19 protein-coding genes are annotated in these 20,745 nt (G+C 63.8%); 11 read left to right on the forward strand and 8 right to left on the reverse strand.

Features of this window, described 5'->3' with window-relative positions:
- Nucleotides 1-21 precede the first annotated feature (21 nt).
- The gene (locus DW352_RS12190; protein ID WP_162826922.1) at nt 22-1,371 is read right to left on the reverse strand and encodes an outer membrane beta-barrel protein; all 1,350 of its coding nucleotides are present in this window, start codon (nt 1,369-1,371) and stop codon (nt 22-24) included.
- A gap of 405 nt (nt 1,372-1,776) precedes the next feature.
- Nucleotides 1,777-2,376 (reverse strand): polysaccharide biosynthesis/export family protein, encoded by a 600-nt coding sequence (locus tag DW352_RS12195; RefSeq protein WP_115694381.1) that lies wholly within the window; start codon nt 2,374-2,376, stop codon nt 1,777-1,779.
- 657 nt (nt 2,377-3,033) lie between these two features.
- On the opposite strand from DW352_RS12195, the gene DW352_RS12200 reads away from it, so the two are divergent.
- Both DW352_RS12200 and DW352_RS12205 read left to right on the forward strand, forming a co-directional pair.
- Nucleotides 3,034-3,726, forward strand: coding sequence for an exopolysaccharide biosynthesis polyprenyl glycosylphosphotransferase (locus DW352_RS12200; RefSeq protein ID WP_425374658.1), 693 nt, complete (start codon nt 3,034-3,036; stop codon nt 3,724-3,726).
- 172 nt (nt 3,727-3,898) lie between these two features.
- Nucleotides 3,899-4,588, forward strand: coding sequence for an FkbM family methyltransferase (locus DW352_RS12205; RefSeq protein WP_245434419.1), 690 nt, complete (start codon nt 3,899-3,901; stop codon nt 4,586-4,588).
- 12 nt (nt 4,589-4,600) lie between these two features.
- Here the strand turns inward: DW352_RS12205 and DW352_RS12210 are convergent, their stop codons facing one another.
- From DW352_RS12210 to DW352_RS12235, 6 genes are all read right to left on the reverse strand, one after another.
- Nucleotides 4,601-4,984, reverse strand: a complete 384-nt coding sequence (locus tag DW352_RS12210) for a RidA family protein (RefSeq protein ID WP_115691588.1) — start codon at nt 4,982-4,984, stop codon at nt 4,601-4,603.
- Between the two features lie 2 nt (nt 4,985-4,986).
- Nucleotides 4,987-5,832 carry an ABC transporter ATP-binding protein gene (locus tag DW352_RS12215; RefSeq protein WP_115691589.1) on the reverse strand — a complete coding sequence of 282 codons (846 nt, stop codon included), beginning with the start codon at nt 5,830-5,832 and terminating at the stop codon, nt 4,987-4,989.
- Nucleotides 5,829-7,229: an FAD-binding oxidoreductase gene (locus tag DW352_RS12220; RefSeq protein ID WP_115691590.1), complete on the reverse strand. Its 1,401-nt coding sequence runs from the start codon at nt 7,227-7,229 to the stop codon at nt 5,829-5,831. The genes DW352_RS12215 and DW352_RS12220 overlap by 4 nt, the downstream gene beginning before the upstream one ends.
- 23 nt (nt 7,230-7,252) lie before the next feature.
- Entirely contained in the window at nt 7,253-8,272 is a 1,020-nt protein-coding gene (locus DW352_RS12225; RefSeq protein WP_115691591.1) for an aromatic ring-hydroxylating dioxygenase subunit alpha, read from the reverse strand.
- A gap of 37 nt (nt 8,273-8,309) precedes the next feature.
- On the reverse strand, nt 8,310-9,110 hold the full coding sequence (locus DW352_RS12230; protein WP_115691592.1) for an ABC transporter permease: 801 nt from the start codon (nt 9,108-9,110) through the stop codon (nt 8,310-8,312).
- Nucleotides 9,111-9,200: 90 nt separating this feature from the next.
- Nucleotides 9,201-10,199, reverse strand: a complete 999-nt coding sequence (locus tag DW352_RS12235) for an ABC transporter substrate-binding protein (RefSeq protein WP_115691593.1) — start codon at nt 10,197-10,199, stop codon at nt 9,201-9,203.
- 240 nt (nt 10,200-10,439) lie between these two features.
- On the opposite strand from DW352_RS12235, the gene DW352_RS12240 reads away from it, so the two are divergent.
- The 9 genes from DW352_RS12240 (at nt 10,440) to DW352_RS12280 (ending at nt 20,721) form a co-directional block, all read left to right on the forward strand.
- Entirely contained in the window at nt 10,440-11,360 is a 921-nt protein-coding gene (locus tag DW352_RS12240) for a LysR family transcriptional regulator (RefSeq protein ID WP_115691594.1), read from the forward strand.
- Between the two features lie 81 nt (nt 11,361-11,441).
- The gene (locus DW352_RS12245) at nt 11,442-12,254 is read left to right on the forward strand and encodes a creatininase family protein (protein WP_245434420.1); all 813 of its coding nucleotides are present in this window, start codon (nt 11,442-11,444) and stop codon (nt 12,252-12,254) included.
- Nucleotides 12,232-13,599, forward strand: a complete 1,368-nt coding sequence (locus DW352_RS12250; RefSeq protein WP_115691596.1) for a cytosine deaminase — start codon at nt 12,232-12,234, stop codon at nt 13,597-13,599. The genes DW352_RS12245 and DW352_RS12250 overlap by 23 nt, the downstream gene beginning before the upstream one ends.
- Before the next feature lie 14 nt (nt 13,600-13,613).
- Nucleotides 13,614-14,201, forward strand: coding sequence for an NAD(P)H-dependent oxidoreductase (locus tag DW352_RS12255; RefSeq protein WP_115691597.1), 588 nt, complete (start codon nt 13,614-13,616; stop codon nt 14,199-14,201).
- 120 nt (nt 14,202-14,321) lie between these two features.
- Nucleotides 14,322-14,669, forward strand: a complete 348-nt coding sequence (locus DW352_RS12260; protein ID WP_162826923.1) for a hypothetical protein — start codon at nt 14,322-14,324, stop codon at nt 14,667-14,669.
- Nucleotides 14,670-14,785: 116 nt separating this feature from the next.
- Nucleotides 14,786-16,054, forward strand: coding sequence for a TolC family protein (locus DW352_RS12265; RefSeq protein ID WP_115691599.1), 1,269 nt, complete (start codon nt 14,786-14,788; stop codon nt 16,052-16,054).
- Nucleotides 16,051-17,001: a divalent metal ion exporter adaptor subunit IhpB gene (gene ihpB / locus DW352_RS12270; RefSeq protein ID WP_115691600.1), complete on the forward strand. Its 951-nt coding sequence runs from the start codon at nt 16,051-16,053 to the stop codon at nt 16,999-17,001. Before DW352_RS12265 ends, ihpB begins: the two co-directional genes overlap by 4 nt.
- Before the next feature lie 10 nt (nt 17,002-17,011).
- The gene (locus DW352_RS12275; protein ID WP_115691601.1) at nt 17,012-20,221 is read left to right on the forward strand and encodes an efflux RND transporter permease subunit; all 3,210 of its coding nucleotides are present in this window, start codon (nt 17,012-17,014) and stop codon (nt 20,219-20,221) included.
- Nucleotides 20,218-20,721, forward strand: coding sequence for a hypothetical protein (locus DW352_RS12280; protein ID WP_115691602.1), 504 nt, complete (start codon nt 20,218-20,220; stop codon nt 20,719-20,721). The genes DW352_RS12275 and DW352_RS12280 overlap by 4 nt, the downstream gene beginning before the upstream one ends.
- The last annotated feature ends 24 nt before the right edge of the window (nt 20,722-20,745 follow it).

A 20,745-nucleotide genomic window follows, 5' to 3' on the forward strand; every position in this document is an offset into this window, starting at 1 on the left:
GGAAGCTTGCGAGGGTCATAATCAAAAGCGGGCTGCAGCATTTATGCCGACCTGATGTTTGTCGTAACTGAATTCAGGGATGTTGCTGTCCCGCCGCAAGTATCGATACTGAAACGACAGCGACGTGACATTGTTCAGCATGTATTTGAGCTTGGCATCGAGGGCATACACATTGTCCTGCCGGTCCTGGCCCTTGAAACTGTCTTTCTCGTACGTGCCGATGGTCGACAGCACCACGTTACGCCGGAACTCGTAGTCGAAGCCGAGTTGCAACGCGTTGGCGAGAATGCCGGTCGAACTCGTATCCGACGCCTCGGTGACGAGTTGCTCGGCGTTGAAATGAACATCGATCTGACGCGTCGGGCTCCACGTCAGCCGTGCGCGATATGTAGGCCCCTGAATCGTGCCGATTGATGGCGAGTCGAAACGTTGCGCCATGTAGCCGCCGGCGATTTCGCCGCGAATCAGCCGCGTCAGTTCCAATGCGAAGCCGGAGTACACACGGTAGCCGTCGGAGCTGAGCGGCTGGCCGGGCGAGCCGCGCAAGTCGCGGACATTGAACTCGCCGGCCGTAAACACCGCGGACTTCCCGGAGATGGCGTACTCGACCCTTCCATGCGCTGCGTAAACTTGTCCGCTGCGCGCGCCTTGATCGATGGTCGCTCCATTTTGCGCCACGGTCGAACCGAAGTCGTAGGAGTCGACGCGCCCGCCGAACGAGCCGGACAGCCGGCCGAACTCGCGCCGCAAAGTCAGGTCGGCGCCGAACAAGCTGTATGGCGTCGGTTGCACTGCACCGGCGGGGGAACTCAACGAACCGACACCTTCGTGCAAGTACGCGGCTTGGAATGCGCCGAGCAATGCGGTGTGGCTGTCGATGTCGAAGCGGCCAGAGCCCTTGAGCGAGGCATCCGTCTCGTCAAGGCCCGGGTTCTGGCGATACCAAGTCGAATTGGTGAGCGCGCGTATGCTGATGCCGTGACGCTCCCATAACGACTGTGCGTTCAAACCCGCGCCGAGCTGACCCGCGACATCGGACCGGCGATTAAAGTTCGATGAAAAGACGTTGCTGTCGTAGAACGTGCCGGCCGTGAGCGACGGATTGAACATCCATGAACCGGCACGGATGCCCCGCGCCTGGTACTCGGGATAAGCGCGCGTCTTGACCGGCGTATCCTCGGGCGCCACGTCTTCGCGCGTGTCCGGATCCGCAAGCTGCGGCAGCGGCATTGGCTCAAAGACTTGCTGCGCGTTCCAAGGCGGCATCACCATCTCCTGATCCGTCGCGATGACCTGCGCATCGGCACAAGAGACCGAGGCAGCAAGCATCGCGGCGCCGGACGCCAAGAACAGCCCTGAACGCTTCCTCATAATCGCCCGCGCCGACATACGGTCACTTGGTCTTCTCCCGGTCGCGGCCAAGAGTTGGACCTGTCGGCGATTCATCCCAGCGCGTATCGAACCACAGTCTATCCGCATCCAGGCAATACGGAGGCAACAACGTGGAACTCACAGACGCCGTGTTCCGACCTATCTCGCTACAAGCATCATGCGCGCGTGCACTCTTCTCGCGAGCATGTTTCTTGCAAACATCGTTCCACAGCGATCCGAACGAACTGAGGAGCAAAGCGTTTGCCCTCGCGAATGAACACACTGCGCGGCAGGACGTTCCCGCGTCGCACAACGGAACTCTGGGCAACGGCGCCTCCGTTGTTGATCACACTCTGCTAAAACGATGAGCACAATGCGCATTAGCGATGCGCGACGCGATCGTCGTCAGAAATATCGCTCATCGACGCGGATATTGTCCCCTGGATAGACATGCACCCGCATCTCCAGTGACACGATCTCCTCTGCCGCGGAACCGGCACGCCGCAGATAAACTTTGTTTTCATTCGCACGATAGGTGAGCCCGCCTGCTGTGGCGACGGCGTCGGCGAGTGTCAGACCCGGACGATACGGATATTCGCCGGCCTTCTTGACCTCGCCGAAGATGTAGAACGGCGCATAGGCCGCAATCTCCACATTGACCTTAGGATCCTGCGATATCTGACCTTTCATCTTGCCGACGATGGTGCGCTCGAGCTGACTGGTGGTTGAGCCCGACGCTCTGATCTGGCCGACGAGCGGCAGCGAGATGAAGCCGCTGCTGTTGACCTCGTACTCCCCGGTAAGATCCGGTTCGTTGTAGACCTTGATGCGCAGCCGATCGCCGGGGCCGAGCGTGTACGCGCCGCCGGCGCCCCGTTGCGGTCCCGGCCCGGCGAAACTGACCGCCGCCGCCCCTTCTCCCGTGTTGCTCACTTGTGCCGCACTGCTGCATCCCGCGAGGGCAAAGCACGCCAGCAATTGCAGGACGTTACGACGTTGCAGCATGAACAAGCTCCCCCCGATAACACGCTACGCCAGGAATCGAACTCAGTGCCGCGCAACAACAAAGCCGACGCGAAAGAACTCTTTCGGGAGCGGTTAGTTCCGAATAGCCGAAAAAATTTCTCGCCCTCAGACGAGCTTCGACAAGGTCCACACGATCGCGACCCACACCATGAAGTTCCCGAATAGCAAAGCATTGCGCATCTGCCGCGGCGTGCACTGCCGTACCGCATGCAAAGCGCAGCTCTCGCGTCGAGCCGTGGCAAGCCGACGTGTTACTGCTACGAGTGAGGCGCTTCGATACCAAGCTCTCATTCTTCACGTCGTCCGACGTGTGCAGAGACTCAACTGCACGACTATTTTTGCGTCATTCGCCGCTTAATTGTTCGTTCCCGCGTCACGGAACCGTCACCTCCGCACTCTGCGCATAAATTTCAACGGGTGCGATAGGGCAACGCGCTTATTTGTCGATCAGTGTTCAGTTGTCACAGATCGTGATCGCCGAGCGTCCAAATGTTTTCACATTAGGGAGCGATCTTGTGTGCGGTGCGGCATCGTCTTTGCAATGATCGTGTCGTGATTCGGGACAGAGTGAAGGAGCGCAAAGTGAATTTGACTGCTTCAATCCCCTTCGTTCGCGGGCGAAGCGCAAAGGAAGCGCTGTTCTTACCGGGCCGCGGCTTTCGTCGAACCGCGCGCGCGCAGGAACGACGTCGTTTCGATAACGCCGTTGTTCGCGAGCCGTCGGCCTCGTTGCAGGTGGCCAAGCGCCTGATCGATATCCTCGGCGCCGGATTCGGACTCCTGGCTCTCGCGCCGCTGCTGATCGGCGTCGCGGTCGCCATCAAGGTCACGTCGCAGGGGCCCGTCTTCTTCCGCCAGAAGCGCTACGGCTATCACAACCGCCGCTTCTGGATTTTCAAGTTCCGGACGATGTACACGCATCTCGAAGACCAGCGCGGCACCAAGCAGACGACGACAAACGATCCGCGAATCACGCCGCTCGGCCGCTTCCTGCGCAAGACCAGCCTCGACGAATTGCCGCAGCTCATCAACGTGCTGAAGGGCGACATGTCTCTGGTCGGGCCGCGTCCGCATGTGCCGGGCATGCTCGCCGGCGGCATGTTGTATGAGGAGTTGGTCCCCTATTACTTCCAGCGGCACAATATGCGCCCCGGCATCACCGGGCTCGCGCAGGTCAGCGGCTGTCGCGGCAGCACCGCCGTGCGACTGCCCGCGATCGAGCGGCTCGATTACGACCTGCAATACATTCAGCGCTGGTCGCTGTGGCTGGACATCACCATCATCGTCCGCACGGTCGTGCGAGAATTCTTCAAAGGCTCCGGCGATTAGGATGACTCGCTTCGAAACCGGTCATTGACCGAAGGGAGGCAGCATGACCTTGCTTCAATCGTTAAGCCAGTTTCCCGGCAGATCCCAGCTCAAGCAGGCGGTGACAGCCCTTGCGCCGTCGCTTTGGGTGAGTTGGCGTCTGATGAACCGGCCGCGCTCCGCGGAGCGAGAGTTGTCGCGACTGAAAAACTTAGTCTCGCGAGGAGATACCGCCATCGATGTCGGCGCCAATCTGGGACTGTACACGAGGACGCTGGCCGGCTTGGCCGCACGCGTGCATGCCTTCGAACCGTCGCCGGATATGGCCACCATGCTACGACGGACCTCGGCGCGAAACGTCACGATCCACGAAGTCGCGCTCTCCGATGGGGAGGGTAACGCCGCCTTACGCATTCCGCGCGCCGGCGATCATCTTACGCACGGCCTCGCCTCGCTCGAGCCGGGCGCCGTGGGCGGCCAGGACGTCGTCGTGACCGATGTCTCGCGCAAGCGCCTCGACTCGATGATCGATGAGCCCGTGAACTTCGTCAAAGTCGACGTCGAGGGCCATGAGCTCAATGTCTTGCGCGGCGCAACCGCCTTGATCGCTCACCACCGCCCGGTGTTCCTGGTCGAGGCCGAAGATCGCCATCGGCCGGGGGCAACTCACTCCATCTTCTCGTTCTTCCGCGAACGCGCTTACGACGGCTTCTATCTGCAAGACCATGACGTCATGGATATCGCGGCGTTCGATCCGGCGATCGACCAGGACGAGAAGGTACTGCTCGCGGATGGCGGCCGCGCCGATGGCCGGCACTACATCAACAATTTCTTCTTTATCCCTGCTGAGCGACACGGCCGGCAACTTCTCGAAGCCGCGTAGGACGCCTGCGGCTCAAGCCGCCGCGACGATCTCGACTTCGACCTTGAATTCCGGCCGGGTGAAGCCGCCGACAATCATCAACGTCGATGCCGGCGCCGGCACGGTCGCGTAACGGTCGCGCACGGCCATGTAAGGCGCCATGTGCTCGCGGGCCGTCACATAGGCGTTGATGCGCACGATATTGGCGAAGCCCATGCCGGCTTCGGCAAGGCACCGGCCGATCGCCTCAAAGCACATGATAGCCTGCTCCTCCGTCGTCGCGGGGATCGCGTCGTCGAGTCCGATGCCGAGCTGGCCGGAACAGAACAAGAGCCGCGCCCCCGCCTCGACTTCCACGGCATGGCTGTATTTGGCGAAGGGCGCGCGGATGCCGGCGGGAACTAGGTGACGGAGCATCGCTATTCGGGCTCGGCCGGGCTTTCGGCCATGGCGCGGTGCAGCGCCTCCGAGGCGCGGCGGCAATAATCGTTGTAGACCGTCGACGTGCGGAACTCTTCGTCCCGCGGATACGGCATGTCGATCGCGATCTCGGAACTCACCCGCCCCGGCCGCGCACTCATTATTACTATGCGCGAGGACAGATAGACCGACTCGTAGACGCTGTGGGTGACGAAGATCACGGTTAGGTTCTGCTTGGCGAACAGCTTGAGCAGATCGTTGTTGAGCTTGGTGCGAGTGATCTCGTCGAGCGCGGCAAATGGCTCGTCCATCAGCAGAATTTTCGGATTGGTCACCAAAGCGCGGGCGATCGAGACGCGCATCTTCATGCCGCCCGACAGTTCCCGCGGATAATGCTGCGCAAACCGCGCGAGGCCGACCTGCGCCAGCACGGCCATGATCCGCTCGCGCACCGCCTCCTTGCGCTGACCGGCGAGCTTGAGCGGCAGATAGACATTGTCGAACACGCTGCACCAGGGCAGCAATGTCGGCTCCTGGAACACGTAGCCGAGCAGCCGCTCCGGCTCGCCGAGCGCATCGTAGCTCGACTGCGGCCAGTCGATCATGCCGGTCGACGGCCCGCCGAGCCCAGCGACCATCTTCAAAAGCGTGGACTTGCCGCAACCCGACGGCCCGAGCAGCGTCAGAAACTCGCCCTGCCGGATAGCGAGATCGACGTTGTCGAGCGCCACCGTGCCGTTGGCGAAGACCTTCGAAATGCCGGCGAGGCGCAGCAGCGCGCGGGACGGCGCTTCCGCCGCGGCGGGTGGAGGCTCGGGAAATATCGGCACCACGTTTGCCTTCATCGCAGCACGTCCTCGTGCTTGGGAGTGAAGCTGCGCATTTTGCCGGGATTGAGCAAGCCCAGCGGGTCGACCTCGTGCTTGAAGCCGAGCTGGTCGGCGTCCACCCGCTTGTAGCGGCTGCCGTCCTCCAGCGTGATGACATGCGGGTTGGCGATCTTGATATCGGCCGCTTCGAACGCATCCATGATCTCGTAGAGCCGCTCGGGGGTCGAATAGCGGATCACCGGAATGCCGCTCGCGGTCATCAAGCCGTTGATGCGGATGAATTCGAGGTGCTGCATCACCTCGCCCTTGAACTTGGCGCCGATCTCGGCGACCGACTCGATGATCCGCTCGTGCGGATAAAGCACCTGCAGATAGGTGATGGCCCGGTCGACCTTGAACATCTGCAAAGTGCAGTGATTCCAGGTGTGCTCGTAGAGCGGCACCTTGTTGAGGACGTCCTCGCTCGGCGTCTTGTAGGTCAGCGTGCCGCCATAGCTCTCGAGCAGCGTCTCAAACGTGTCGATCGACATCTCGCCGATCATCGCGAGCAGCACGCTCTTGCCCTCGGGGCAATAGGGCTTGAGCGCGGCGAAGTTCTCCGGCAACGGCCATTCGATCGGCGCCAGAATCTTCTTGATCACGCCGTCGGCCATGGCGATGGCCTGACCAAAGCGGATAGCCTCATGGAAGTCGTCGAAGGCGACGACCACATCGATCCAGTCATAGGCCGGCGCCAGCGGCATCTCCAAGGCGGTGATGATGCCGGTCGTGCCGTAGGCGCGGCTGATCTTCTGCGCCGCGTCGCCACGCAGTTCGTAAACCCGCGGATTCTCCTCCATGGAGACCACGCGCGCCGCCAGGATGTTGCCTGGCTCGCGCATGCCGCCATAGGTGACGCTGCCGACGCCGCCGGAGCCGCCGGCGACGAAGCCGCCGATCTGCGACATGCGCTTGGTCGAGGGGTGCATGCGCAATTCCCAGCCGTTCGGCCGCGTCTGCGCATCGATGTCGAACAGCTTGGCGCCAGCCTGCACGCGCACGCGGCCCGGCTTCTGCCATTCGATCTTGTTCATCTCCGCCATATCCAGCACGACGCCGCCCTCCATCGGCACGCACTGACCGTAGTTGCCGGTGGCGCCGGCGCGCGGCGTCAGCGGAATGCGGTGACGATAGCAGGCCGCCACGACGCGCAGCACATCGGCCTCGTCGCGCGGCGTCACGATGACGTCGGCGATCTTGTCCTTGAGTTGCTCGGCCAGGATCGGCGAGTACCAATAGTAGTCGCGCGATTTACGCTTGAGATCGGTCGGCTCCCGGCTCCAGGGCACATCGCCGATGTCGGCGAGAAACGCCTCCATCGGATAGCGCGAGGTTTCGGCGACCGGGGTGGCGAGTGCGACGGCGTTCGACATTCTATGGCCTGCGACTTGGAGTGTTAGGCGGCGCGGAACACTTCCGATTCACCGTGCTTCTGCAGCAGGTCCATCAGACGCTTGCGCATGATCATGCCCGGCTTGTCGGAAACCATGTGCGCCTCGGCCCGGCGGCCCATGTCGATCGGCGTATCGAAGTCGGTCGACTCGATAATGTCCTTATCCTCGCGCGTGATCTTGAAGTCCCAGTCGATCAGCAGCTGCGCCGGGCAATCCGCCTCGGTGTCGTTGCGGTAGAGCCACTGCACGACCATGATGTGGCCGTCGTCGATCGGCGTCGCCGAATTGAGAATGATGTGGCGCAGCCCCGACGGATATTCGATATCGAGGCGGCGGCAGAACGGCATGTACCACTTGTTGCGCATGTGGCGCTTGGTGGTCGGCGCGTCGGTCCCCGAAATCTTGTACTGAATCGGCGGATTGGCGACGGTGATCAACGTCTCCGCCTCGAAGCCGTAATCGGTCTCCTTGATCTCGTACTTTTCCGGCAGCGGCTGGTCGAGCTGACCGAACGTGCCCTTGTGCACGAAGGCGAAGTGCGCGTTGTCGAACGAGTTCTCCATCAGCCGCAGCGCCGATGTGTTCCACACCTCGTAGAACTGCGGGATGCGGCGGAAGCTCGCGTCGGTGTCCTCGGCGACGTCGAAGATCGGCGCCAGAGGCTCGTCGAGCGCCACCCAGACGTAGCCGTACTTCTCCTGGCAGTGGAAGGCCGGCGTCGACAGGTTCGGCACCTCCTGTTGCACGGGGAATTGCGGCACGTGCGCGAGCTTGCCGGTCTGGTCGTATTCCCAGCCGTGATAGCCACAGACGATGTGGCCTTCCTTGCACCAGCCCTTCGACAGCTTCGCGGTGCGGTGGCAGCAACGATCCTTCAGCGCCGCCGGTTTGCCGTCCGGTCCAAGGAACAGCACGATGTCCTCGCCGAGCAGCGTGAAGGCCTTCGGTCCCTCTTTGAGATCCTCGACCGGGATCACCGCGTACCAAAAGCGGCGCAGGACTTTCTGTTGCGTGGTCAGCATGGAAACTTCTCCGGCAGATGACGAGAACGGGATGGCATCAGGCTTCCTGCTCGGTTTCGCTGTCATGCCAGCGCCCGAGCGCGAGCTTCGACAGGCCGGCCATGGCCAGGAACAGGAGGATGCCGGTGACGGTGATCAGGAACAGCGCGGCGAACATGCGCGGAATGTCGAGCTGGAAGCCCGATTGCAGGATTTCGTAGGCGAGCCCGGCGCTGCGGCCGCCGGTGCCGGCGACGAACTCGGCCACCACGGCGCCGATCAGCGCCAGACCCGAGGCAATACGCAGACCGGCGAAGAAGAAGGGCAATGCGCTCGGAATGCGCAGGTAGATCAGGCTCTGCAAGCGCGTGGCATGGTTGATCGCGAACAGGTTCTGGTGGCCGGCATCGATGCTGCGCAGGCCGATGGTCGTATTGGAGATGATCGGAAACACGGCAATGATCGTCGCGCAGATGATGAGCGCGAGCTGCGTGTTCTTGACCAGGATGATGATCAGGGGCGCGATCGCGACGATCGGCGTCACCTGCATGATTACCGCGTAAGGAAAGAAGCTGCGCTCGATCATCTTGTTCTGCACGAACAGGAAGGCGAGCGTGCAGCCGATTGCGGTGGCGAGGCCGAGCGCAATCAACGCGACCTTCAATGTGCTCCACAGGGCGCGCATCAGCGTCGGCGTGTCGGAAACGATGGCCTGCGCGATAGCCGATGGTGCCGGCAGGAGATAGGCCGGAACGGCGAACAGCCGGCACGCCGCTTCCCAGAACACCAGGACCATCGCGCCGACAACCAGCGGCGGCAGAATATTCGTCAACGCTTGGCTGTGTCGGCTGGGCGGCATCGTCTGGGACTTCGCTTGAGATCGGCGTAAGGAAGCAAGGAAACAAGAAAGAATGTGCCCGCGCGCCTCAAAGCGCGCGGGCGATGGCCTTTAGTTCATCGGGATCTTCATGCCGTCGATAAACTTGGTCGTGTAGGCCTTCTTGTAGTCGACGCTCTTGTCGATGAGGCCGCCCGCGACCATGAAGTCGTAGGTCGCCTTCCAGCGCGCGTCGGTCATCACGCCGATGCCCATGCTCTGCGCATCGCCGCCGTCGACCACCTTGAGCTCCTTCATGCGCTTGATACCGAAAGCGATCTGCTCGTCGCTCATCTTCGGATTGTCAGCCTTGATCAGCGCATTGGCCGGCGCCGGATCGCCGTTGAGGTAGCTCTTCCAGCCCTCCATAGAGGCCCGCACGAAGCGCTTGAGCACATCGGGCTTCTCTTCGGTGAGCTTGGTCGTGGTCACCATCGTGGTGCCATAGGGCGGATAGCCATAGTCGGCGAACAGGAAGAAGTTGGCCGGCACGCCCTTCTGCATCGCCTGGAACGGCTCCGACGAGGGATAGGACTGCTGCGCCACGTTCTTGTCGACGAAGAACGGCTGCAGATTGAATGTGTAGGGCTGCACCTGCGCGTCGGTGAAACCGAACTTCGCCTTCAGCCACGGCCAATAGGTGGTGCGCGCCGAGGTCGCGATCAGGATGGTCTTGTCCTTGAGGCCGGCGAGATCCTTGACGTCCTCGTGCGTCATCATTCCCTGCAGGTCTTTCTGGAAAGACGCGCCGATGGTGACGACCGGCAGCCCCTTGGCGATCGAATTGAGGACCTGAATGTCGTAGCCCATGATCACGTCGGTCTCGCCGGCGAGCAGAAGCTGCATGGCGTTGACCTGCGGGCCACCCATCTTGATGGTGACGTCGAGACCGGCCTTCTCGTAGAGACCGGTCGCCTTCGCCTGGTAGAAACCGCCGTGCTCCGCCTGAGCGAACCAGCTCGTCAGAAACACGATCTTGTCGGCCGCGCTGGCCACGGCCGGCGCGAGTGCCGCGCCGATCAGCGCCGCGCCGGCGATGGTCAGGCGTGAAATCCGTTGCAGGGTGCACATTGTGGGTTGTCCGCTCTGTTTGATCTGACCCGTCGGCCGGCGGCCTCTCCCCGAAGTCGGCCGGCTTGCATCAATGTGAGCAGACAGGAATAGTTATCAAAAGCATCATATTTCGTGCATAGTGATGCCTTTGAGGCACCATTGGCGCGGTTTTGGGCAATCGCAGTGAAGTTAGCCAAATCGAACCGGGCCGATAGGACAAGCTACTGACTTAACATCCGAAATCGAGATCGCGCTGCCATGCTTCATGCCCGCATTTTGGTCTATCTCGACGAGGTCGCCCGGCTCGGCTCGATCCGCCGGGCGGCGACGCGCCTGAACGTCGCCTCCTCCGCCATCAACCGGCAGATCCTGGCGCTCGAGACTCAGCTCGGCGCGCCCATCTTCGAGCGGATGCCGCGGCGCTTGCGGCTCACGGCGACCGGCGAAGTGCTGATCGCGCATGTGCGTGAAACGCTGAAATCGCATCAGCGCGTGACCGCGCAGATCGAAGCGCTGAAGGGCCTCAAGCGTGGCGAAGTCACCATCGCCACCATGAACGGCATCGCCGCGGGACCACTGCCGAGCTTCATCGACAGCATCATGGCGAGCCATCCGCGCGTGCATATCCGGGTCAAAGTGGTGCCGCTCGACCTGATTCCAAATGCCGTGCTCACCGGCGACGCCGATATCGCGCTGGGCTACAATTATCCGATCACGCCGGGCCTGCGCGTGGTCGCGAGCCACGATATCCATCTTGGCGCCGTGGTCGCGCCGAACCATCCGCTCACCCAGCGGCGGCCGGCCTGGCTCGCGGATTGCCTGGAGTATCCTTTGGTCATCGGCGACCGCAGCATGACCATCCGGCCGATCGTCGACATGGCGTTCACCCGCGCCGGACTACCTTTGCACCCGACGATCGAGACCAATTCCATCGAATTCATGAGCCGCATCGCGCGCGCCGGCCGCGCCGTCAGCTTTCTCAACCCGGTCGACGTGGACGTCCATACCGCGCGCGGCGAACTGGTTTTCATCCCGTTCCACGATCTCAATGTCGAGCCGGTGACCATGAAGCTCGCGGTACGCGCACGTGGCACGCTTGATGCATTTCCCAGCGTTTTGGTCGAAGAATTGCGCCAGGCCATGCCGATGCTGCGGCGGGTCCGGCGCGATGACGAATAGGCATCGCTGCGAACGCAAGACGATGCTTCTCATGGCCGGCGCAGCCGCTAAGGTCTGCGCCGCCAACGAAAGGAAGAAACTTTGAGCGAACGAGCCTTCTTCTGGGGAGATCTCACGAGCGCGGAGTTCCGCACGCTCGATAAAGAGAAAACCATCGCCATCCTGCCGGTCGCCGCGGTCGAGCAGCACGGGCCGCATCTGCCGGTGCTCACCGATACCGCTATCGCCGAGGGCATGCTGGGCGTGCTCAAGCGCATGCTCCCACCCGAATTGTCGGTGCTGGTGCTGCCGACGCAGGCCTACGGCAAGTCCAACGAGCATCTCCTTTCGCCCGGAACCGTGACGCTGACGGCGCAGACGCTGATCGAGGTCGTCACCGAGATTGGCGCCAGCGTCGCGCGCGCCGGCTTGCGCAAGCTGGTGCTCATGAATTCGCACGGCGGCAACAGCGAGGTGCTCGGCATCGTCGCACGCGAACTGCGCGTCAAGCACGGCATGTTGTGCGTGCCGACGCATTGGCGTCGCTTCGGCCTGCCGTCCGGCATGTATACGCCGCTCGAAGACAAATACGGCATTCACGCCGGCGACATCGAGACCTCGCTGATGCTCCACTTCCGCGCCGATCTGGTACGGCAGGACAAGGTGAAGAACTTCGTCTCCAGCGGCATCGCCATGGAGAACGAGTTCACGCATCTGCGGCCCGGCGGCCAACACCCGTTCGGCTGGATCGCGCAGGACCTCAACCCGGACGGCGCCGTTGGCGATGCGACCCTCGCCACCGCCGACAAGGGCCTCAAGACAGCCGAACATCAGGTCGAGGGCTTCATCGCGCTGCTGCGCGACATGACCTCCTTCTCACTGGATCGATTGCATGGCGCCGACACGATTCGCTGACATCGCATGGCCGAGCGCCCGCCGCTATTGGATCGTCAATGCGCGCGTGCCGGCCTGTCTCCTGAACGACGCGAGCGCGTTCACGGCGCGCGATGTTGAAGACCAAGCGCTGGCCGACATCCTGATCGAGAACGGCGCCTTTGCCCGCATCGAGCCGTCGTCCGACACGCGTGACGGTCTCGTCATCGACATCGGCGGGCGCCAGCTCTGGCCGACCTTGATCGACATCCACACCCATCTCGACAAGGGGCACACGGTCGAGCGCGGTCCCAATCCCGACGGCACCTTCCTCAACGCGCGCATCGCGACCGCGAACGACCGTCCGAACTGGACCATGCCGGACTTGCGCCGCCGCATGCGTTTCGGCCTGCGTTGCGCCGAGGCGCATGGCGTCTCGGCGATCCGCACGCATATCGACACCTATCCGGAAACGATCGAACGAAGCTGGCCGGTCGTACGCGAGCTGCGCGAGGAGTGGGCCGGGCGTATCGCGCTACAGGCCGTCTCGCTCTGCCCGGTCGATCTCTTGACGGGCGACTACGGCGATCGGGTCGCCCGCACGGTCGCGCAAGCGCAAGGCCTGCTCGGCGGCGTGACGCGTCCGGCGGAGGGCGATCATGCGGCCACGCCCGCCAACATCGCCGAGCAGCTCGACCGCCTGTTCACGCTCGCCGCGCGCCACGATATCGACGTCGACCTGCACGTCGACGAGACCCACGATCCGCTCGCGGCCAGCTTGCCGCACATTGCGCAAGCGGCGTTGCGCCATGGCTACAAGGGGCGCGTGACCTGCGGCCATTGCTGCAGCCTCGCGCAGCAGTCGGAATCCGATATCGACCGCACGCTGGACCTTGTCGCCGAAGCCGAGCTGTCGATCGTCACGCTACCGACCGTCAATCTCTATCTGCAGGACCGCACGCAAGGGCGCACGCCGCGTTGGCGCGGCGTCACCGTCGTGCACGAAATGCTCAAACGTGGCATCCGCGTCGCCGCGGCGGGCGATAACTGCCGCGACAGCTTCTACGCCTATGGCGACCATGACGTGTTCGACACCTTCCGGCAGGCCGTGCGCATTCTGCATCTCGATCATCCACTGACCATCGCGCCGGCCCTGGTCGGTGCGAACCCGTCGCGGATCGGCAAACTGGAGGGCCATGGGTCTCTCGCGGTCGGCCAGCCCGCGCGCTTCGTCGTGTTCAATGCGCGCTCGCTCAACGAACTCGTCAGCCGTCCCCATGCCGACCGTATCGTGTTTCGCGACGGCGAGCGCCTGGTGACGCAAGTGCCCGACTATGACGAGTTGATCGAGCAAGACGAGCCGGCCGAAGCGGTCCGCGTCGCCTAGGGACGGGCAGTGTCATGCGCATCCTCTATCTCTACTGCCATCCGCTGCCCGAGAGCTTCCACGCGGGCATTCGCGCCAAGGCGCTGGCGGCGCTGAAAGAGGCCGGCCACGAGGTCGACCTGCTCGATCTCTATGCCGAGAAGTTCGATCCGGTTCTCACCGAAGATGGCCGGCGCCATTATCACGACCCGGACCGCAATCAGAACGGCCTCGAATCTTACGTGGCGCGTCTGACCGCCGCCGACACGCTGGTGGTGCAGTTCCCGACCTGGTGCTTCGGCCCGCCGGCCATGCTCAAAGGTTTCTTCGACCGCATGTTCATGCCCGGCGTCGCCTTCGACATCAGCGACCCGGCCGCGGTCAAGCCGATGCTCAAGAACATCAAGCGCATCGTCGGCATCGTCACGTACGGCCGTCCACGCTATATGGCGTTGTGGATGGGCGATCCGCCGCGCAAGATCGTGCGGCGCTACATCCGCTGGTTCACCGGCGGCAAAGCACGGACCGAGTACCACGCGCTCTATCATCTCAACGTGGCGACCGACGGCCAGCGCGCGGCCTTCATGAATAAAGTAACACACGCCCTGCGGACGCTCGCCTAACCTCACGGCTTGTTCATCCTGCCGCCACAAAGAGGCGGGAAGAACGCCCGGCATCACTTCGACGCACTCGACGCGCGTCGGCGGGAATGCTACGGGATTTTTATGCGCGGCGTTTCGGTCATGGCATTCAGCTGGCTCTCGGTGGCGGACTTCCGCCGCTGGGTCGCCGTGCTTTGCGTGACAGTCTTCGTGTTCTCCCTCGTCACGCATAAGGCGCACGACGACAACACGGTGTTCAACGCCTCGCCGTCGCATATCGCCAATGTCCTGAACAGCCACGCGCCCGACGCGCCGACCGGCGACATCAAGGCCGATGCGACACACTGCCATGCCTGCGTCAGCGCTTATCTGCCGATCGGTCATGACGTCGGCCGGACCGTGGCGCCCGTGGCGGAACTCGTGACATTCTTCCCCAATCCGCTGTTCGCCAGCGGCGCCAGACCCGACTTCCCTCCTCCCAAAGCCTGACCTGAACGCTCGACACGCCACCGCGTGATCGCGCGGCTACCGACGCGCGGGGATTGCCCCGCCGCAAGCACATTCGTGCGTTTCGGAAAACAAGGTCAGGCTGAATGTCTTCGTCAATGAGGCTGTGGCGAGCCGCGCTCGTCGCGTGCATGGTCGCCTGCGTTGCGACGCCGTCATGGGCGCAGCAAGGCGCTCATGCGCTCACGTTGCAGCAGGCGCTCAAGCGCGCGCTCGCGGCCAATCCCCGGCTCACCGCGGCTGAACGCGATCTCGGCATCGCCGAGGGCCGCAGCCTGCAGGCCCGCGCCATCCCCAATCCGGAACTGTCGGCCGAGGGTGAGAACGCCTTCGGCTCCGGTCCCTATCGCGGCACACAGTCGCTCGAAACGACCTTGCAGTTGAGCCAGCTTGTCGAACTCGGCGGCAAACGCGACGCCCGCATCGCGGCAGGGCTCGCCGGGGTCGATGCCGTGGCCTGGCAACGTCGCGCAACGCGCCTCGAAATTATGTCGGAGACGGCCGTCGGCTTCATCCAGGTTTTGTCCGAGCAACGGCGCATCCAGATTCTCGGCGACCACGTCACGGCGCTCGACCGGCTGCAACCGTTGTTGCAGCGGCGCGTGGAAGCCGGCGCCTCGTCGCGGCCGGAAGTGCTTCGCGCTCAGGTCGCCGCCGATCTGGTGCGTGTCGAGCGCGAGAAGGCGAAAGCCTTGCTGTCGACGGCGCGGCGTGAGCTCGCGATGCTCATGGGCGACAACGCGCCCCGCTTCTCGTCGGTATCCGGCAATCTCGGCGTCATCCGGCGGCCGCCGCCGTTCCGTACGATCGTCGATGCCATCGAGAACAATCCGCAGCTCGTGCGTTGGACGGCCGTATGGGCTCAGCGCAATGCCGAGCTGCTGTCGGCACGGCTCAAGGTCGTGCCGGACGTGCGTGCCTCCGTCGGCTGGCGGCGCTTCCGTGAAAGCAGCGACAACGCGATGGTCTTCGGCCTGTCGATGACGCTGCCGCTCTGGGATCAGAACCAGGGCGACATCCTCGCCGCCCATGAATCGCGCGACAAGGTTCAGGCCGAGCGCGCGATCAACAAACTCGCGCTGCTGTCCATCGCCGGCCGCGCCTATGACACTGCCACCAGTGCCGTCCAGGAAATCGAACTGCTGCGCAACACCGTGCTGCCCAACGCACGCGACGCGGCGCGGGGCCTCGAGGAAGGCTACGGCCAAGGCCGCTACACCTTGCTCGAGCTGCTCGACGTTCAGGCCGCGCTGACCGAAGCCGCCCTACGCGAGCAGGATGCCCTGCGCAGTTTCCATATCGCTGTTGCCACCATCGAGGGCCTGGTTGGCCGGCCCTTCGCGATGGCACAAGGAGGAAGACGATGACGCGGATTTTCCACTACACCCTGGCCGCCATCGTATTCTGCGGCCTGATCGCGGGAGCCTACGTGGTTCTTCCGACGTCGTTCGGCAAAGCGCCGTCGAAGACGGAAGAGGAGCATGACGAACACGGCGAGCAGGCCGCCGTCATGAGCGAGGCCAAGCTCACCGCCGCCGGCATCGAGCTCGAAAAGGCCGGCCCCGCGACGCTGAAGCAAACGATACGCCTCAACGGCATGTTGCAGGCGAACCAGGAGTTCGTAGTGCAGGTGACGCCGCGCTTTCCGGGCATCGTGCGCGAAGTCCACAAGCATGTCGGCGACAACGTTCAGAAGAACGACCTCCTGGCCAAGATCGAGAGCAATCAAAGCCTGACCACCTACGAGCTGCGCGCGCCTTTGGCCGGCACCGTCATCGAACGGCACGCGACGCTCGGGGAATATGCGTCGGAGCAGAAGCCGATCTTCGTCGTCGCCGACCTGTCGACCGTATGGGCGGACTTCTCGATCCCGCGCCGGGAACTCAGGCGCGTCAAAGTCGGCGACACCATCATCGTCGACCCGGAAGACGGCAACGAGCCCGTCACCTCCAAGGTGACGTATCTCTCTCCGGTCGGCACCAGCGACACGCAGAGCGGCCTCGCCCGCGCCGTGGTGAGCAACACCGACAGCCGCCTGCGGCCGGGTCTGTTCGTCGCCGGGCGCCTGGTCCTCGAACAAACCCCCGCGGCCATCGCCATCCGCGTCGGCGCCTTGCAGAGCATGGAAGGCCGCAACGTCGTCTTCGTGCGCAACGGCGAGAAGTTCGAGCCGCGCGAGGTCGAGCTCGGCCAGCGCGACAGCGAACGCGCCGAGGTGCTTTTCGGTTTGGAGGAGGGCGATGTCTACGCCGCCAAGAATAGCTTCGTGATCAAGGCCGAGATCGCCAAGGCCTCGGCCGCGCACGAGCACTAGGAGACACGCGATGCTCGACGCCCTGCTCGCTTTCTCCATCCGTCAGCGCTGGCTTGTCCTCGCCGTAACCCTCGCGGTCGCGGCGTTCGGTGCCTATAGCTTCACGCGTCTGCCGATCGACGCGGTGCCCGACATCACCAACGTCCAAATCCAGATCAACACCAGCGCGCCCGGCTATTCGCCGCTCGAAGTCGAGCAGCGCATCACCTTCCCGGTCGAAACCGGCATGGGCGGCCTGCCGCGGCTTCAATATACGCGCTCCCTCTCCCGCTACGGCCTGAGCCAGGTCACCGTCGTCTTCGAGGATGGCACCGACATCTACGCCGCGCGTCAGTTGGTCAATGAGCGCATCCAGGAGGTGCGCGATCGGTTGCCGCCGGGCACGTCGACGTCGATGGGTCCAATCTCGACCGGCCTCGGCGAGATCTTCATGTATGCGGTCGAGGCCAAGCCCGGCGCGACCAACAAGAACGGACAGCCCTACAGCGCGACCGACCTCAGGACCATCCAGGACTGGATCATCAAGCCGCAACTGCGCACCGTACCGGGCGTCGTCGAGGTCAACACCATCGGCGGTTTCGAGCGGCAAATCCACGTGCTGCCCGATCCGGCCAAGATGATGGCTTACAAGCTGTCGTTCCGCGACATTATGCAGGCGCTGGCCGCCAACAACGAGAACGTCGGCTCCGGCTATATCGAGCGCAACGGCGAGCAGTATCTGGTGCGCACGCCGGGCCAGGTCGCCGGTCTCGACGAGATCCGCGAGATCGTCATCGGCTCGCGTCAGGGCGTGCCGATCCGCATCAGCGATGTTGCCGACGTGCGCGACGGACAGGAGCTGCGCACCGGCGCCGCCACGCTGAATTCCAAGGAGTCCGTGGTCGGCACGACGATGCTGCTGATCGGCGAAAACAGCCGCAGCGTGGCGCAGCGCGTTTCGGACAAGCTGGCGTCCATCGCCCCGTCGCTGCCGGACGGCGTCGTCGCGCGCGCGCTCTACGACCGCACCGCGCTCGTGGAAGCAACCGTCGCCACGGTCGAGAAGAACCTGGTCGAGGGCGCCTTGCTCGTCATCGCCATCCTGTTCCTTCTGCTCGGCAATATCCGGGCGGCGATCGTGACCGCCTGCGTCATTCCGCTATCGATGCTCGTGGCCATCATCGGCATGGTGGAGAGCCGAGTCAGCGCCAATCTGATGAGCCTCGGCGCCATCGACTTCGGCATCATCATCGACGGTGCCGTCATCATCGTCGAAAACTGCCTGCGCGTCCTCGCCACCGAACAACACCGCAAAGGGCGTCTGCTCTCGGTCGCCGAACGTTTCCAAGCGATCCTTCACGCTTCCCGCGAGGTGGTCCGCCCGAGCCTGTTCGGGACCATGATCATCGCCGTCGTCTATCTGCCGGTGCTCACCTTGACCGGCGTCGAGGGCAAGATGTTCACGCCGATGGCGCTCACCGTGCTGATGGCGCTGGCCGGCGCGGCGCTTCTGTCGGTCACTTTCGTTCCGGCCGCCGTCGCCTTGTTCGTGACCGGTCGCGTCAGCGAGCACGAAAACTGGTTCATGCGCGGCGCCCGGCGCGTCTACACGCCGGCGCTGAACCTCTCCATCCGACTGCGCGGCATCGTCGCGATGGGCGCCGCCGCGCTCGTGCTCATCACCGGGCTGCTCGCCTCACGCATGGGCGGCGAGTTCATCCCGAGTCTCGATGAAGGCGACGTTGCCATGCATGCGATGCGCATTCCCGGAACGAGCCTGACGCAGGCGATCGACATGCAGCAGGCGGTCGAAAAGGCGCTGCGCGAATTCCCGGAGGTGAAAGACGTCTTCTCCAAGATCGGCACGGCCGAGGTCGCCACCGATCCGATGCCGCCCAACGTCGCCGACACCTTCATCATGCTCAAGCCGCGTGCGGAGTGGCCCAATCCCAACCGCACCAAAGCCGAGCTCATCGAGGCCATCGAGCACCGCGTCTCCGACGTGCCCGGCAACAATTACGAGTTCACCCAGCCGATCCAGATGCGCTTCAACGAGTTGATCTCCGGCGTGCGCTCCGACGTCGGCATCAAGATCTTCGGCGACGATCTCGACACCTTGCTGCGCGTCGCCGGCCAGGTGCAGCAGGCAATTCAAAGCATCCCGGGCGCCGCCGACGTGAAGACCGAACAGGTCACCGGCCTGCCGGTGATGACGATCAAACTCGACCGTCAGGCGCTGTCGCGCTACGGGCTGAGTGTCGCCGACGTGCAATCGACCATCGAGGTCGCCATCGGCGGCAAGCGCGCCGGCCAGATTTTCGAGGGCGACCGCCGCTTCGATCTGATCGTGCGCCTGCCCGAGCAACTGCGCGTCGACTTCGACGCCATCCGCTCGCTGCCGGTCGCATTGCCGCCAGCCGAGGGACAAGCGGCCGCGCTAAAGGCCAATCTGAGCGGTTCGCCGATCACGCAGTTCCGCTACGTGCCGCTGTCGGCGCTGGCGAGCATCGATGTCGCGCCCGGACCCAACCAGATCAGCCGAGAAAACGGCAAAAGGCGCATCGTCGTGTCCGCGAATGTGCGCGACCGCGATCTCGGCTCCTTCGTCACCGAGGCGCAGAGTGCCGTCGCCACGAAGATCAAGCTGCCGGAGGGCTATTGGATCGGCTGGGGCGGCCAGTTCGAGCAGCTGGTCTCGGCCACCAAGCGGCTGACCATCGTCGTGCCGATCGCCTTGGTGTTGATCTTCGCGTTGCTGTTCATGAGTCTCGGCTCGGCGGCGGATGCCGCGCTGGTGTTCAGCGGCGTGCCGCTGGCGCTGACCGGCGGCGTGCTGGCGCTGCTCCTGCGCGGCATTCCATTGTCGATCAGCGCCGGCATCGGCTTCATCGCATTGTCCGGCGTCGCCGTGCTGAACGGCCTGGTCGTCATCGCCTTCATCCAGAACCTGCGCGACAACGGCACACCGCTCATCGAGTCGGTGCGCACGGCCGCCCTCACCCGCCTGCGTCCCGTGCTGATGACGGCGCTTGTCGCCTCGCTCGGTTTCGTGCCGATGGCCATCGCCACCGGTGCCGGCGCCGAAGTTCAGCGTCCGCTCGCCACAGTCGTGATCGGCGGCATCGTGTCGTCGACGATATTGACGTTGTTGGTGTTGCCGGCGCTGTACGTATTGTTCCGCCGCGAAAGCCCGGATGTGCAACCGGCCGCCGCGGACGCGCCGGCGGGAGCGGCCCGATGAGCCTGACGGGCAATCGCCGCCTTTATGCAACGGTCGCGAGCGTCCTGGCATTGGCCTCGACGTCCGGCGCGGCCTGGGCGCGCGATCTGCCGGCGCTCGCGCGCCTGCTGACGCCGTCCTACACCGCCATGAGCTACGCCGGGGTCTGTGCCATGCAGCGGCAATGGACGGCGGCCCAGCCGCGCGGCACTTACGGCACCGCGGTTCATTACGCCGAGCACATCAAGAACGAGGTCATCGCCTCGCTCAGCCACGACGACGCGCGGACCGTTCTGACCGCCGCCGCCGACCGGGCGCGTCGCGACGCGCGCAAGCAGTTGCGTGACAACGTCATGGCTTCCGACAAGCAGGAAGAAGACGCGCGGCTGACTGCATGGTGCGTGGGCTACGCGAGCGACTTCATCGCCGGCGTCATGCGCCGGCACGATGCCGACCATGCCTCGTTTCTCGACCGCGTGCGCCTCGCCAAGAAGCCCGGCGACACCACGCAAAACCCATAGTCACAACCAACCTGCCGACCAGAT

This window comes from Pseudolabrys taiwanensis, from assembly GCF_003367395.1.
Lineage (GTDB): Bacteria > Pseudomonadota > Alphaproteobacteria > Rhizobiales > Xanthobacteraceae > Pseudolabrys > Pseudolabrys taiwanensis.

Bases quoted from the DNA above. Each gene is read 5' to 3' on its own strand.
- DW352_RS12230 (WP_115691592.1), bottom strand. From the start codon at position 9,110: ATGCCGCCCAGCCGACACAGCCAAGCGTTGACGAATATTCTGCCGCCG.
- DW352_RS12220 (WP_115691590.1), bottom strand. From the start codon at position 7,229: ATGTCGAACGCCGTCGCACTCGCCACCCCGGTCGCCGAAACCTCGCGC.
- DW352_RS12260 (WP_162826923.1), top strand. From the start codon at position 14,322: ATGGCATTCAGCTGGCTCTCGGTGGCGGACTTCCGCCGCTGGGTCGCC.
- DW352_RS12210 (WP_115691588.1), bottom strand. From the start codon at position 4,984: ATGCTCCGTCACCTAGTTCCCGCCGGCATCCGCGCGCCCTTCGCCAAA.
- DW352_RS12225 (WP_115691591.1), bottom strand. From the start codon at position 8,272: ATGCTGACCACGCAACAGAAAGTCCTGCGCCGCTTTTGGTACGCGGTG.
- DW352_RS12265 (WP_115691599.1), top strand. From the start codon at position 14,786: ATGAGGCTGTGGCGAGCCGCGCTCGTCGCGTGCATGGTCGCCTGCGTT.
- DW352_RS12190 (WP_162826922.1), bottom strand. From the start codon at position 1,371: ATGAGGAAGCGTTCAGGGCTGTTCTTGGCGTCCGGCGCCGCGATGCTT.
- DW352_RS12195 (WP_115694381.1), bottom strand. From the start codon at position 2,376: ATGCTGCAACGTCGTAACGTCCTGCAATTGCTGGCGTGCTTTGCCCTC.
- DW352_RS12250 (WP_115691596.1), top strand. From the start codon at position 12,232: ATGGCGCCGACACGATTCGCTGACATCGCATGGCCGAGCGCCCGCCGC.
- ihpB (WP_115691600.1), top strand. From the start codon at position 16,051: ATGACGCGGATTTTCCACTACACCCTGGCCGCCATCGTATTCTGCGGC.
- DW352_RS12240 (WP_115691594.1), top strand. From the start codon at position 10,440: ATGCTTCATGCCCGCATTTTGGTCTATCTCGACGAGGTCGCCCGGCTC.
- DW352_RS12275 (WP_115691601.1), top strand. From the start codon at position 17,012: ATGCTCGACGCCCTGCTCGCTTTCTCCATCCGTCAGCGCTGGCTTGTC.
- DW352_RS12255 (WP_115691597.1), top strand. From the start codon at position 13,614: ATGCGCATCCTCTATCTCTACTGCCATCCGCTGCCCGAGAGCTTCCAC.
- DW352_RS12280 (WP_115691602.1), top strand. From the start codon at position 20,218: ATGAGCCTGACGGGCAATCGCCGCCTTTATGCAACGGTCGCGAGCGTC.
- DW352_RS12235 (WP_115691593.1), bottom strand. From the start codon at position 10,199: ATGTGCACCCTGCAACGGATTTCACGCCTGACCATCGCCGGCGCGGCG.
- DW352_RS12215 (WP_115691589.1), bottom strand. From the start codon at position 5,832: ATGAAGGCAAACGTGGTGCCGATATTTCCCGAGCCTCCACCCGCCGCG.